Origin of the sequence: Streptomyces hainanensis (assembly GCF_004348415.1) — a bacterium.
In the GTDB taxonomy this organism is placed as follows: Bacteria; Actinomycetota; Actinomycetes; order Streptomycetales; family Streptomycetaceae; genus Streptomyces; species Streptomyces hainanensis.
In genome coordinates this window covers 16,681-29,718 of sequence record NZ_SMKI01000026.1, presented here as the reverse complement: position 1 = coordinate 29,718, position 13,038 = coordinate 16,681, and the positions used below count along the sequence as shown (strand labels likewise).

The window sequence follows — 13,038 nt, the reverse complement described above, 5'->3', positions numbered from 1 at the left end:
GGGCAGGGGTCCGGCCTCACGGGAGGACGACGGCGAGGACGTAGCGTGCCGGCCCCGGTCCTGGGCAGTGGAAGCGGGAGGCGCCCCGGAGCCGGTAGCGCAGGCAGTCGCCGGGGCCGAGGGCGTGTTCGGCGTCCGAGACGGTGATCGCCAACTCGCCGGCCAGCACCCACAGATGGTGTTCGAGGCCGGCCACGGGCGGCGCGTCGTAGCCGAGGGTGGCGCCGGCCGGCAGGGTGCCCTCGACCAGCTCGGCGCGCAGCCCTGGCTGGGGCGGGGAGACGGAGCGGCGGGCGAAGCCGGTGGCCGGGTCGGTCCAGCGCGGCTGGCGGTCGGCGCGCAGCAGCTCGGGCGGCTCGTGTTCGACCTCGGCGAGCAGCCGGGACATGGTGAGCCCGTGGGCCGCGCCGAGCCGGCCCAGCTGGGCGGCGGTGGCGCTGATCTCGGCCCGCTCCAGGCGGGACAGCGTGGAGCGGCTGACACCGGAGCGGGCCGCGAGCTCGTCGAGCGACCAGTCGCGGGCGCGGCGGAGCGCGGCGAGCCGGGCGGCGAGCCGCCGGTCGATGTCGGTGGAGTCGGGCAGGCCCGACAACGCTTCTCCCATATCCGGGATGCTATCCCGGATATGGGATGCTACCTGCGGTGGGTCATCAGAATCCGTTGCAGCTCGCGCGCGGCGCGCGGCGGCGAGACGTCGCCGCGGTGCGCCACCGAGATCGTCCGGTGCAGCCCGGGCGGGGCGAACGGGGTGGCCCGCAGCCCCGACCGGTCCGCGACCATGCTCGGCACCACCGCGAGGCCGAGGCCGGCCCTGACGAAGCCGAGCACCGCGTCCATCTCGCCGCCCTCCACGCTGAACGACGGTTCGAAGCCGGCGCCGTGGCAGGCGGCCAACGTCAGCTCCCGCAGGTCGTAGCCGTGCCGGAACATCACCAGCGGCTGGTCCCGCAGGTCGCCGATCCCGAGGTGGCCGCCCGCGCCCGGCGCCCGGTCGGCGGGCGAGGAGATCACCACCAGTTCCTCGCGCAGCAGCTCGAAGGTCGTCAGGGCCGGGCCCTGCGAGGGCAGCGGGGTGATGATCAGCGCCAGGTCGAGCTCCCCGGCGGCCAGGATCCGCACCAGGTCCTGCGAGCCGTCCTCGTGCACCTTGAGGTCGACGCCCGGATAGCTGTCCCGGAAGGTGCGCAGCACGTCGGGCACCAGGCTGGCGCACAGGCTCGGCGTGGCGCCGAGCCGCACCCGGCCGCGGCGCAGCTGGGCGACCTCCTGCACCTCGCGCCGGGCGGTCTCGGCGTCGGCGAGGATCCGGCGGGCAAGCGGCAGCAGCGCGGCGCCGGCGTCGGTCAGCGTGATGTGGCCGCGTGCCCGGGAGAACAGCTCGGCGCCGAGCTCCCGCTCCAGGGCGCGGATCTGCTGGGAGAGCGAGGGCTGGGCGACGTGCTCCCTGCGGGCCGCCCGCGTGAAGTGCCGGGTCTCGGCGACCGCGGTGAAGTAGCGGAGCTGCTGGAGTTGCATGGCCGAAAGCGTACGGTGACACGATAGCCATCGCCTATCGAAATCAGGCGATCTATGTCTTGGACTGATTCCGTGGGTCCCTCCTACCGTCTGAGTCATGGCTCTGGCGACACGCACGCCGACTCGGTCCCCCAAGCCCAACGCACCGCGCAGACCGCCGTCCGCGCCCGTGAGGTTCTGGCGCTCGACGGTCGGCAAGAAGACGGTGATGGCCGTCAGCGGCGCGATCATGCTCCTCTACCTGGTCTTCCACATGGCCGGGAACCTCAAGGTCTTCTTCGGCCCCGACGAGATGAACGGCTACGCGCACTGGCTGCGCACCGTCGGCGAGCCGGTGCTGCACCACGAGTGGTTCCTGTGGATCGCGCGGGTGGCCCTGCTGGCCGCCGTCGTCGGGCACGCCACGGCCGCCTACCAGCTCAGCCGCCGCGACGTCGCCGCCCGGCCCGTCGGCTACCGGCACCGCAGGGCCCGCACCAGCTACGCGACCCGCACCATGCGCTGGGGCGGCGTGATCATCGCGCTGTTCCTGGTCTGGCACATCCTCGACCTGACCACCGGCACGGTGAACCCCAACGGCGAGGCCGGCCGCCCCTACGAGAACATCGTCGCCGCCTTCCACACCTGGTACGGCAACACGATCTACATCGTCGCCATGCTCGCCGTCGGCCTGCACATCCGCCACGGCTTCTACGGCGCCGCCCAGACCCTGGGCGCCGGCGGCCGCACCCGCGACCGGTTGCTCAAGGCGACCGCCAACGGGCTCGCCCTGCTGCTGACCGTGGGTTTCCTGTCCGTACCGGTCGGCGTCATGACCGGAATCGTGGAGTAGTGACCGCCATGCCTGACTCTCGCGAACACCCCGCCTACGTCGACTACACGGTCGGCGACCCGATCAGCGACACCAGGGCGCCGGACGGGCCGATCGCCGAGCGCTGGGACCGGCGCCGCTTCGAGGCGAAGCTGGTGAATCCGGCCAACCGCCGCAAGCACACGGTGATCGTGGTCGGCACCGGCCTGGCCGGCGGCGCGGCCGGCGCCACCCTGGCCGAACAGGGCTACCACGTCCTGCAGTTCTGCTACCAGGACTCGCCGCGCCGGGCCCACTCGATCGCCGCCCAGGGCGGCATCAACGCGGCCAAGAACTACCGCAACGACGGCGACTCGATCCACCGGCTCTTCTACGACACCGTCAAGGGCGGCGACTTCCGCGCCCGCGAGTCCAACGTGCACCGGCTCGCCCAGGTCTCGGTGGAGATCATCGACCAGTGCGTGGCCCAGGGCGTGCCGTTCGCCCGCGAGTACGGCGGCCTGCTCGACACCCGCTCGTTCGGCGGCGTCCAGGTCTCCCGCACCTTCTACGCCCGAGGCCAGACGGGCCAGCAGCTGCTGCTCGGCGCCTACCAGGCGCTCTCCCGGCAGATCGCGGCCGGCAACGTCGAGATGCGGCCGCGCACCGAGATGCTGGACCTGATCGTGATCGACGGCCGGGCCCGCGGCATCGTGGCCCGCGACCTGATCACCGGTCGCGTCGACACCCATCTCGCCGACGCCGTGGTGCTGGCCAGCGGCGGCTACGGCAACGTGTTCCACCTCTCCACCAACGCGAAGAACTCCAACGCCACCGCCATCTGGCGGGCGCACCGGCGCGGCGCCTACTTCGCCAACCCGTGCTTCACCCAGATCCACCCCACCTGCATCCCGCGCTCCGGCGAGCACCAGTCCAAGCTGACGCTGATGAGCGAGTCGCTGCGCAACGACGGCCGCATCTGGGTGCCCGTGCGCGCGGGCGACGAACGCGCCCCGGCCGACATCCCGGAGGACGAGCGCGACTACTACCTGGAGCGGATCTACCCCTCCTTCGGCAACCTGGTGCCGCGCGACATCGCCTCCCGGGCCGCCAAGAACGTCTGCGACGAGGGCCGCGGCGTCGGCCCCGGCGGTCAGGGCGTCTACCTGGACTTCGCCGACGCCATCGCCAGGATGGGCCGCCCGGCCGTGGAGGCGAGGTACGGCAACCTCTTCGACATGTACGCCCGGATCACCGCGGAGGACCCGTACCGCGTGCCGATGCGGATCTACCCCGCCATCCACTACACGATGGGCGGCCTGTGGGTCGACTACGACCTGCAGACCACGATCCCCGGCCTGTTCGCGATCGGCGAGGCCAACTTCTCCGACCACGGCGCCAACCGGCTCGGCGCCTCGGCGCTGATGCAGGGCCTGGCGGACGGCTACTTCATCCTGCCGGCCACCCTGGCCGACTACCTGGCCGGCCACCCGCGGGACGAGGTGCCGGCGGACCACCCGGCCGTCACCGACGCCGTGTTCCAGGTGACCGACCGGCTCTACCGGCTGCTCTCCAACAACGGCGACCGCACGCCCGACTCGTTCCACCGCGAGCTCGGCGAGCTGCTGTGGGACGAGTGCGGGATGGCCCGCAACGAGAACGGTCTCCGCAAGGCGCTGGGCCGGATCCCCGAGCTGCGCGAGGAGTTCTGGCGCCGGGTCAGGGTGCCGGGGGACGGCAAGGAGCTCAACCAGTCGTTGGAGAAGGCCAACCGGATCTCGGACTACCTGGAGCTGGCCGAGCTGATGTGCCTGGACGCCCTGCACCGCGCCGAGTCCTGCGGTGGCCACTTCCGCGAGGAGAGCCAGACCGACTCGGGCGAGGCGGCCCGCAGGGACGAGGAGTTCGGCTACGCGGCCGCCTGGGAGTTCCAGGGCACCGGAGCGGCCCCCGTCCTGCACCGCGAGGACCTGACCTTCGACTACGTCCACCCCACGCAACGGAGCTACGCGTGAACCTCACCCTGCGCATCTGGCGGCAGCGCGACCCGGAGTCCCCCGGCGCCATGACCACCTACGAGGTCGCCGACATCTCCCCCGACATGTCGTTCCTGGAGATGCTCGACACCCTCAACGAGGAGCTGATCCTGCGCGGCGAGGAGCCGGTCGCCTTCGACCACGACTGCCGCGAGGGCATCTGCGGCGCCTGCGGCGTGGTGATCAACGGCGACGCGCACGGCCCGGAGCGCACCACCACCTGCCAGCTGCACATGCGCAGCTTCGAGGACGGCGACACCATCGACGTCGAGCCGTGGCGGGCCGCCGCCTTCCCGGTGGTCAAGGACCTGGTGGTCGACCGGTCCGCGTTCGACCGGATCATCGGCTCCGGCGGCTATGTCACCGCGCCGACCGGCAGCGCCCCGGAGGCGCACGCCACGCCGGTGCCCAAGCCGTCCGCCGACACGGCGTTCGAGCACGCCGAGTGCATCGGCTGCGGGGCGTGCGTGGCGGCCTGCCCCAACGGCTCGGCGATGCTGTTCACCTCGGCCAAGGTCGTCCACCTCAACTCGCTGCCGCAGGGCGCCCCGGAGCGGGAGAGCCGGGTGCTCGACATGGTCGACACCATGGACGCCGAGGGCTTCGGCGGCTGCACCGTCACCGGGATGTGCACCACCGTCTGCCCCAAGGGCATCCCGCTGTCCTCGATCAGCACCATGAACCGCGAGTTCCTGCGCGCCACCCGCAGGGGCGGCCGCCCCGACTGAGTCGGCCGGAACGAGGAGCGGCCCCCGCCAGGTGGGGTGGCGGGGGCCGCTCACGTGCGCGCCGAGGGTGACGGAAGGCGCCGACGTTACGGGGCAGCGGGGCGGGCGTGCGCATAACGTTCGTAGAGCCCTTCGCGGAGGGCCCTGGAGACGGCGAGCGTACGGTTGTTGCAGTCCATCTTCGCGAGGATGTTCGCCACCAGTCGTTTCGCTCCGTTCTGGGATATCTGCAGGCCACGAGCTATCTGCTTGTTGCTCATTCCCTCGACCATGAGAACGAGGACTTCCTGTTCCCGTGGGGTGAGTCGGAGACGCACCTGTGGTGGAGCCTTGTGGCGACCCGCGAAACGCACCAGATCGTAGGCGAGTTCCTCCGGGACGGCGGCCCCGCCGTCCGCGGCGGCGGCCACCGCCTTGCGCAGGCTGTACTCGTTGACGCTGCTCGACCTGACGAATCCCGCACGGAGCCCCATGACCTTGGGTAACTCGAAGAGGTCACCGTCCTCGATGAGCAGGACGATGCCGACGCCACGGGCCGCCTGGTCCCGCAGCTCGTCGGCAGACACCTCGTCGACCTCGCCGAGCAGGGCGATCAGCACATCGCCCGACTCGAGGTCGGAGGCCAGCGCCCCGGCCAGCCCCGACCTCATGCTTATCTCCGGCTCGCGGGGCATGAGTTGCAGCATCCGCTCGATCCCGAAGCGGAGCAACCCATTCCCGATTCCCACGGTGACCCGGCCGGTGACAAGCCCTCTCTCCTGACTTTCCGTGACATCCAACATAACGACCCCCAGTCGCTTGGCCATGCACGCCATGGTCATTGGAGTGCACTTAAAGGTTACCCCAAGGGATACCCAAATCCAGACCATGAAAATAATGCGAGAAACATCATGCTGAGGTCGCGGAAATCGTTTTCGAGTATGCCGAGAATTTCACCCTGCAAGAAGCCTCACACCGTCTCGGAAAGGTGCGTTTAAGGCGCTACGAGGTGCGCGCCGTGGCGATTTCGGGCGCCGGTGCTCCGGCCGTCTCCTTCTTCCTCGGGGGCCTGGCCCTGACGGCCCACGCGACCAGCGCGACCGCCGAGAGCGCGCCGCCGGCGACCGTGGCACCGGCCCAACCGGCCGCCTGGTAGGCGGCCGAGCCGATGGCCGAGCCGAGCGCGCCGCCGATGAAGTAGCTCGTCATGTAGACGGCCGTCAACCGGGCGCGGGCGCTGGGCTGGAGGGCGTAGATCACGCCCTGGTTGAGCAGGTGCACGCCCTGCACGGTGGCGTCCATCACCAACACGCCGACGATCAGCAGGAGCAGGCTCTCCCCGCCGGCGCCCATGGCGAGGAAGGAGAGCGCCAACGCGGAGAGCATCAGCCCGGAGAGCACGCTCTGGCGCGCGTCGGTCATGTAGCGGCCGGCCAGGTTGGTGGTCAGCGCGCCGGCGACGCCCACCAGGCCGAAGAGGCCGATGGCGCCCTGGTCGAAGTGGTAGGGGGCGTCGGTGAGCAGGAACGCGACCGTGGTCCAGAAGCAGTTGAAGGCCGCGTAGACGCAGGCACCGATGAACGCCCTGCGGCGCAGCACCGGTTGACTGGCGGCGACGGCCACGATGGCCCGCATCTGCTGCCGGTAGGTGATGGCGAGGTCGGCCGGGCGCGGGCCCAGCAGCCGGTACAGCACGGACGCGGCCAGCAGCATGAACAGCGCTGCGAGCGCGTAGACCGCGCGCCAACCGACCGCTTCGGAGACCAGACCCGCGAAGGTGCGGGAGAGGAGGACGCCGACCAGCATCCCGCTGAGCAGCAGGCCGATGACGCGGTTCCGCTCGGCGTCGCCGGCCACGGACGCCGCGAACGGCACGAGGATCTGCACCACCACGGAGCTGATGCCGACGACGGTGGCGGCGACGATCAGGGTGGGCAGGTTGGGGGCGGCCGCGCTGGCCGTGAGCGCGACGGCGTCGACCAGCAGCAGCCCGCAGACCAGCGGGCGGCGCGGCACGATGTCGCCCAGCGGCACCAGCAGCACCAGGGCGGCCGCGTACCCGAGTTGGGTCGCGGTGACGACGGCGCCCGTGCTGCCCTGGGAGACGCCGAAGCTCTCCGAGATGGCGTGCAGCAGCGGCTGTGTGTAGTACAGGTTCGCCACCGTCAGGCCGCACGCGAGGGTCAACAGCCAGACAAAGCGGGGTGATGGCGTTATCTGCATGCGAACGTCTTCCTTCGGGGCCGGGTCGTTTACCCAGCTGCAACTTGTTAGTTAGACGAAGGAGTCAAACCACACAGTCAAACCGTTTGGTTGGGCGCTATCGTCATGAAACCGCATGGTTTCCCGTGTGGCAACCCCGTGGACGGAGTGGGCATATGACGTCGCTGGACACCAAGAGCCGCATCATGGCCGCGGCCTTGGCCGAGTTCGCCGAACACGGCGTGGCCGGGGCCAGGGTGGACCGGATCGCCCGGAACGCGAAGGCCAACAAGGAGTCGATCTATCGCTATTACGGCCTCAAGGAGGAGCTGCTGGAGCAGGTGCTCAGCGAGTATCTGCGGCGCAACGGCGAGACGGTCACCCCGGAGGCGAACGCGCTCGACGAGTACGCGGCGGGCCTGTTCCGGCACTACCGGCACGACCCGCGCTATCTGCGCCTGTGTCTGTGGGAGGGGATGGAGGGCATCGACATGCGCGGCGCTGCGGCGGTCGAGGAGCGGGCCGCGCACTTCGCCGACAAGATCGACGCCGTTCGGGCCTCACAGCAGGACGGCACCGTCGACCCGGAGCTCGACCCCCGGCACCTGATGATCGTGCTGCTCGGGATGGTCAACTACTGGTTCGCGGTGCCGCAGATCGTGCGGCTGCTGTTCGGGCGGGAGCCGGACGAGGCGGTCCTGGAGGAGCACGAGCGGTTCGTCGCCGAGTGCGCCCGTCGCATCATCGCGCCGGGCGGCCCTCGGGCCGGGGAGGCCGGTGGGGAGGTCTAGCCGCGGCTACGTCGTGGCTGGTCGCGCCCACGCGGCGAAGCCTCCCCCAGACTCCGTCTGGGAGGTGCCCCCATAGGCATCACTTCCCCGCGCCCCTTCGGGGCGCTGCCGAACCCCGGCGGACTTCGCCCGACCCGCTCAGCCGCGCTCGTCGTCGAGCGCGGGGCAGTCCGTGTGACAGACCTGGCGGCCGGCTTCGCCGCCGCCCATCGACCAGCAGGCGAGGGCGGTGGCGCAGGGCGGGCCCGGGCCCCAGACCGGGTCGAGGGGCACGGGGCCGGGCGCCCGCGAGAACGCCGCCGTGCCCGGCGGGTCAGGCAACACGAGGTTCGCCTCCCCCGCCGGCCGCGGGCCGGCCATGCCAGCGGATCAGGGCCGTCGCCATCGACATGCCGCCGCCGAACCCGGCCATCAGCAGCAGGTCGCCGTCGGTGAACCGGCCCTCCCGGCGGGCGTGGTCGAGGGCGATCGGGATCGACGCGGCGCTGGTGTTGCCGTGCCGCTCCACCGTCGTCACCTGGCGCGCGCGGCCGAGGCCGAGCAGCGGCCAGACGTCGGCCAGCAGGGCGCCGTTGGCCTGGTGCGGGATGAAGTGGTCGACGTCGTCGCCGGTCAGGCCGTTGGCGTCGAGCACGCTGGCGACGGCCGCGGGCAGTTGGTCGGTGACGAACTCGCGGACCCCGCGGCCGTCCATCCGGAAGTAGTGCGAGCCGTCGACGACGCTCTCCTTGCTCGCCGGGACGCGGCTGCCGCCGGCCTCGACGCGGATGAGCCCGGACAGGTCGCCCCGGCTGGCCATCCCGCCGCCCACGAAGCCGCGGTCCTCCGGCACCGGGCCGAGCACCACGGCGCCGGCCCCGTCGCCGAACAGGATGGCCGTCTTCCGGTCGCTGGGGTCGATGATCCGCGAGTAGACGTCGGCGCCGATCACCAGGCCGTGACCGCCGCTGCCGGACATCAGGCGGGCCGCCGCGGCGAGCGCGAACACGAAGCCGCTGCACACCGCGTTGACGTCGAAGGCGGCGGCCCCGTCCGCGCCGATCTGGTGCTGCACCAGGCAGGCGGTGGCGGGCTGCGGCTGGTCGGGCGTCGAGGTGGCGACCACCACCCAGCCCAGTTGGTCGGCGGTGATGCCGGCGTCGGCCAGGGCCGCCTCGGCCGCCCTGGCGGCCAGGTCGGAGGTCGCCTCGTAGCGGCCGGCGTAACGGCGTTCCCTGATCGCGGTCTTGCGGACGATCCACTCCGGGGTGACGCCGGCCCTGGCGGCGACGTAGCCGTTGGACACCACCTGGCTCGGCAGGTGGGAGCCCACGCCGACGATGCCGGTGCCCGGGGTGCCCTCGGGGAAGGCGGTCATGCCCTGGCTCCTCTCGCGGTGGTTCGTCCGGTGGTTCGGGCCTGGGCGCGGCGGCGTCGGCGCGCGGCGAGGTGGGCGAGCACCTCGGGGTGATCCCCGACGGCGACCGGGTGGCCGACGCAGTCGAGCATCGGCAGGTCGCTCGGGTGGTCGCCGTAGGCGTAGCAGTCGGCCGGGTCGATGTCCGGGTGGTCGGCCAACAGCGCCTGAACGGCCGCCTGTTTGTGGTCGCCGATCATCGGGGTCTCGATCTCCCCGGTGTAGCGGCCGCCGTCCGCCAGGGGCCTGGTGCACAGCACGTGCGTGGCGTCGACGGCCTCGGCGACGGGGCGCAGACAGGCGTCGAAGGAGCCGGAGACCAGCACCAACGCGGCGCCGGCGGCCCGGTGTTCGCGGAGCGCGAGGAGCGTCTCGGGCACGTAGAACCCGGGTCGGGCGGCGCGGTCCGTGTACCAACGGCGGCCCGCCTCGCGGATCTCGGCCACCGGGGCGCCCCGGTACGCCCGGTAGTAGGCGCGGTTGACCTCGGTGCGGGGGATGCCGCGGTCGGCCATCGAGCGGAGTTCGCCGGCCACCCGCCGGTAGACGCCGGGCGGGGTGTGGAAGGCCAGGAAGTCGAACATGCTCTTGGTGGTGATCAGCGTCTCGTCGACGTCGCAGAACACCAGGTACGGCGGGGCGGACGAGCCGACTCGCGCCGTCATGCCGGCTCACCCCCGCCGAGTTCGACGGCCACCAGGACGAGGTCGGTGTCGCCGGTGTTGCGGAGCGCGTGCCGGATGCTGCCCTCGGCCGGCAGCGGGTTGAACTTGACGGTTCCCGTGACGAGTTCGACGTCCTCGGGCTCGGCGTCGTCGACGCCGCTGACCTGGGCGGTGCCGCCGCTGACGACGATGGTGAGCCACGGCCTGCGGTGGGTGTGGAGCGGCCGGGCCTCGCCGCGCGGGATGCGTTCCACCCAGGACCGGGCCCCCGGGGCGTCGACCTCCAGCGCGGCGCCGAGCTCCACCCAGGGCCCGCCACGGGTGGCGGCGCCTGCGGTGGGTTCTGTGGTGGTGGTCATCGCGGACTCCTCGGAGGTGGGGGACGCCGGGTGGAAGGCGGCGAGCAGGGCGTGCACGGACTCCAGGTCCTCGGGGTGGCCGTGGTCGGCGACATAGCCGTCCGGCCTGACCAGGTAGTAGCCGTCCCTGGCGCAGGGCAGCGGCCCGCCGGCCGGGTCGAGGGTCCGGTGGGCGACCAGGTCCGGCCAGTCGGCGGCGACGGCGGCGGCCCGCTCGGCGAGGGCGGCGGGGCCGACCGTCACCAGGCGGTACGCGTCGGCCGGCTCGCCGGCGGCCAGCCGGCCGGCCGGGAACGCGCCGCCGACGCCGCCGTGGCGGCGGGCCCGGCGGCCCGGCGGGCGCAGCATCGGCGGGTAGGTGATGCGGCGGCCGGCCATCACGGGCGCGTAGGCGCGGGTGAGGACGCCGGTGGCGTCGGCGGCGCGCAGCAGCACATCCCGGACCCGCACCTTCCAGGGTGCCGACACCAGCCAGGCCCTGGTCTGGATGTCGGTGTCCCTCACCACCTGGCGGGCCACGGCGTGCCGCTCCCGGTGGTAGGTGTCGAGCAGTGCCGGGCCGGCCCGCCCGGTGATCACGGCGGCCAGCTTCCACGCCAGGTTGTGGGCGTCCTGGAGGCCGGTGTTGAGGCCCTGGCCGCCGGCCGGCGAGTGGATGTGGGCCGCGTCGCCGGCGAGGAAGCAGCGCCCGCCGCGCATCCGGGTCACCAGCCGGTGGTGGACCTCGAAGGTGCTGATCCACTCCGGGTCCGCGAGGTCGACGCCGCCCGGCCCGCGCCGCTCCACCAGGTCCTGGAGCAGTTCGAGGCTGGCCGTCTGGTGGCCGTCGGGCGCGTTGACGAAGAACCGTGACCGGCCGTCGGGGAGCGGCACCACCACCAGGACGCCGCCGGGCGACTGGTAGTAGTGGGCGATGTCGCGGGCCAGCAGCTCGCCGCCGGCGCCGCGCCGGCGGGCGGTGGCGAACGCGTCGACCAGCATGAAGGCGTTGGGATAGGTGGCGCCGACGAACTCGATGCCGAGCAGGTCGCGCACGGTGCTGTGCGCGCCGTCCGCGCCGATGACCCAGTTCGCGGTGAGGGTGTGCGCGGCGCCCTCCTGGTCGTGGGTCACCAGCCGTACCCCGGCGGGCCGTTGGTCGAGCTCGACCAGCCGGTGTCCGCGTTCCACGGTGCCGCCCAGGGAGTGCAGCAGGCTGGTCAGCACCTCCTCGGTCGAGCGCTGCGGCAGGCACTGCGGGACGGTGGTGGCGTCGAAGTCGATGCGGGCGACCGGACGTCCCGAGGAGTAGTAGCTGAACCTCCGTAACGGGATGGCCTTTCCGGCCGCCTCGGGGGCGACGCCGAGCCGGTCGAGGACGTCCATGCTGCGCGGCCACAGCAGCAGGGCCTTGGAGTGGGCCGAGGGGCTGGGTCGGGCGTCGATCAGCCGGACCCGGATCCCGTGGCGGAGGAGTTCACAGGCCGCGACCAGGCCGGTGGGCCCCGCGCCGACGATGGCCACGTCCGTCGTGGTGGGTGGCGCTCCGCTGGGCACGTCGCGTCAACTCCCCTGGCGCAGGTAGGCGAGTTCGATCTCGGCGGTGGAGATCGGCGCGTCGCGCTGGGCGAGGGTGGCGGTGACCGGCACGGTCAGCAGCCCGCCGCTGGTGACCGGCGCGCCGGCCACGGCGGTGGCGGTGGCGGGCAGGTCGAGCTCCCCGAACCGGGCGAAGACGGCGTCGAGCCGGGTGAGCCGACCGCGTCCCGGGTGCAGGGCGTGCGCCGCGTCGGCCGCGTGCAGCGCGATCTGCCGGAACGCCTCGTTCATGACCATCCCGGGGATGTGGTCCTGCGGGTGGTCGAACATGCTGGGGTGGTCCTGGTCGACCCGCAGCCCGGCGCCGACCCCGGCGGGTCCGGTGGCGCGGGACGCGGAGAGCACGACGTTGGCCGGGTCCCGGCGGCCCACCAGGTCGGGGGCGACCGGCGGCAGGGGCCCGAGCGGCCGCCCCTCGGGGGCGAGGCCGACCTCGGCCCGGCCGCGGTCGCGCAACCGCTGGTAGGAGGCCGGGGTCTTGTAGACCATGCCCATGCCGGCCTCGGCGACCGGGTGGCCGTCGGCGAGCAGGATGGCCTCGAAGTCGAGGCCGCGGACGACGTCGTCGCGCAGCACGGTGCGGACCACGCGGACGTTGACCGTCAGGTTGCCGGGGGCCGGGCCGACACGGAGCGCGGGGAGCGAGGTCACGGCGATCCGGTTGTGGGTGAGGACGAACTTGTCCTCCTCGGGGATGCCGTGGAACTCGTGTGCCCCGGCCATCACGGCCTGCCGGACGACCTCGACGAGCAGCAGCGTGTCGTGGTGCGCGGGCGGATGCCCGCCCTCGCCGAAGTAGGCGTGCGAGCGCGGTAGTTGGGCGCCGCAGGCGAACAGGTCGGCGGCCAGCGGAACGATGTCGGTGACGAAGGTCTCGGCCAGGGCCACCCGGTGGACGCGGCCGCGGCTGATGGTGGAGTGGAAGCCGATGTCGGGGACGGGCAGGTCCCGGACGGTGTGGGGAACGGTGGGGGCGTGCGGCGGGCCGGAGTTCGGCAT

At 72.5% G+C, this 13,038-nt stretch carries 13 protein-coding genes; 4 read left to right on the top strand and 9 right to left on the bottom strand.

Annotation, left to right across the window (positions count from 1 at the left end; all coding sequences use genetic code 11):
- Positions 1-16: 16 nt before the first annotated feature.
- Together E1283_RS04190 and E1283_RS04185 are read right to left on the bottom strand one after the other, a co-directional pair.
- Positions 17-604, bottom strand: a complete 588-nt coding sequence (locus E1283_RS04190; protein WP_132816490.1) for a helix-turn-helix domain-containing protein — start codon at positions 602-604, stop codon at positions 17-19.
- Between the two features lie 29 nt (positions 605-633).
- Complete coding sequence (locus tag E1283_RS04185) at positions 634-1,515, bottom strand: LysR family transcriptional regulator (RefSeq protein WP_132816489.1); 882 nt, start codon at positions 1,513-1,515, stop codon at positions 634-636.
- Between the two features lie 97 nt (positions 1,516-1,612).
- Here E1283_RS04185 and E1283_RS04180 point away from each other — a divergent pair, with 97 nt between their 5' ends.
- The 3 genes from E1283_RS04180 to E1283_RS04170 are packed head-to-tail and all read left to right on the top strand — an operon-like array spanning position 1,613 to position 5,069.
- Complete coding sequence (locus E1283_RS04180; protein WP_132816488.1) at positions 1,613-2,347, top strand: succinate dehydrogenase cytochrome b subunit; 735 nt, start codon at positions 1,613-1,615, stop codon at positions 2,345-2,347.
- Between the two features lie 8 nt (positions 2,348-2,355).
- Complete coding sequence (locus E1283_RS04175) at positions 2,356-4,320, top strand: fumarate reductase/succinate dehydrogenase flavoprotein subunit (protein WP_132816487.1); 1,965 nt, start codon at positions 2,356-2,358, stop codon at positions 4,318-4,320.
- Positions 4,317-5,069, top strand: coding sequence for a succinate dehydrogenase/fumarate reductase iron-sulfur subunit (locus E1283_RS04170; protein ID WP_132816486.1), 753 nt, complete (start codon positions 4,317-4,319; stop codon positions 5,067-5,069). Before E1283_RS04175 ends, E1283_RS04170 begins: the two co-directional genes overlap by 4 nt.
- A gap of 86 nt (positions 5,070-5,155) precedes the next feature.
- Here E1283_RS04170 and E1283_RS04165 read toward each other — a convergent pair whose 3' ends face one another.
- Together E1283_RS04165 and E1283_RS04160 are read right to left on the bottom strand one after the other, a co-directional pair.
- Positions 5,156-5,875 (bottom strand): helix-turn-helix transcriptional regulator, encoded by a 720-nt coding sequence (locus E1283_RS04165; protein WP_207930290.1) that lies wholly within the window; start codon positions 5,873-5,875, stop codon positions 5,156-5,158.
- A gap of 175 nt (positions 5,876-6,050) precedes the next feature.
- Positions 6,051-7,271 (bottom strand): MFS transporter, encoded by a 1,221-nt coding sequence (locus tag E1283_RS04160; protein WP_132816485.1) that lies wholly within the window; start codon positions 7,269-7,271, stop codon positions 6,051-6,053.
- A gap of 155 nt (positions 7,272-7,426) precedes the next feature.
- Here E1283_RS04160 and E1283_RS04155 point away from each other — a divergent pair, with 155 nt between their 5' ends.
- Entirely contained in the window at positions 7,427-8,041 is a 615-nt protein-coding gene (locus E1283_RS04155) for a TetR/AcrR family transcriptional regulator (RefSeq protein WP_165956006.1), read from the top strand.
- Between the two features lie 138 nt (positions 8,042-8,179).
- Here the strand turns inward: E1283_RS04155 and E1283_RS04150 are convergent, their stop codons facing one another.
- The 5 genes from E1283_RS04150 to E1283_RS04130 are packed head-to-tail and all read right to left on the bottom strand — an operon-like array spanning position 8,180 to position 13,038.
- The gene (locus E1283_RS04150; RefSeq protein ID WP_132816483.1) at positions 8,180-8,365 is read right to left on the bottom strand and encodes a hypothetical protein; all 186 of its coding nucleotides are present in this window, start codon (positions 8,363-8,365) and stop codon (positions 8,180-8,182) included.
- Positions 8,355-9,398, bottom strand: coding sequence for a 3-oxoacyl-ACP synthase III family protein (locus tag E1283_RS04145; RefSeq protein WP_132816482.1), 1,044 nt, complete (start codon positions 9,396-9,398; stop codon positions 8,355-8,357). Before E1283_RS04145 ends, E1283_RS04150 begins: the two co-directional genes overlap by 11 nt.
- On the bottom strand, positions 9,395-10,102 hold the full coding sequence (locus E1283_RS04140; protein ID WP_132816481.1) for an HAD family hydrolase: 708 nt from the start codon (positions 10,100-10,102) through the stop codon (positions 9,395-9,397). The genes E1283_RS04145 and E1283_RS04140 overlap by 4 nt, the downstream gene beginning before the upstream one ends.
- The gene (locus tag E1283_RS04135) at positions 10,099-11,997 is read right to left on the bottom strand and encodes an FAD-dependent monooxygenase (RefSeq protein WP_132816480.1); all 1,899 of its coding nucleotides are present in this window, start codon (positions 11,995-11,997) and stop codon (positions 10,099-10,101) included. The genes E1283_RS04140 and E1283_RS04135 overlap by 4 nt, the downstream gene beginning before the upstream one ends.
- A gap of 6 nt (positions 11,998-12,003) precedes the next feature.
- Positions 12,004-13,038 (bottom strand): ScbA/BarX family gamma-butyrolactone biosynthesis protein, encoded by a 1,035-nt coding sequence (locus E1283_RS04130; RefSeq protein WP_132816479.1) that lies wholly within the window; start codon positions 13,036-13,038, stop codon positions 12,004-12,006.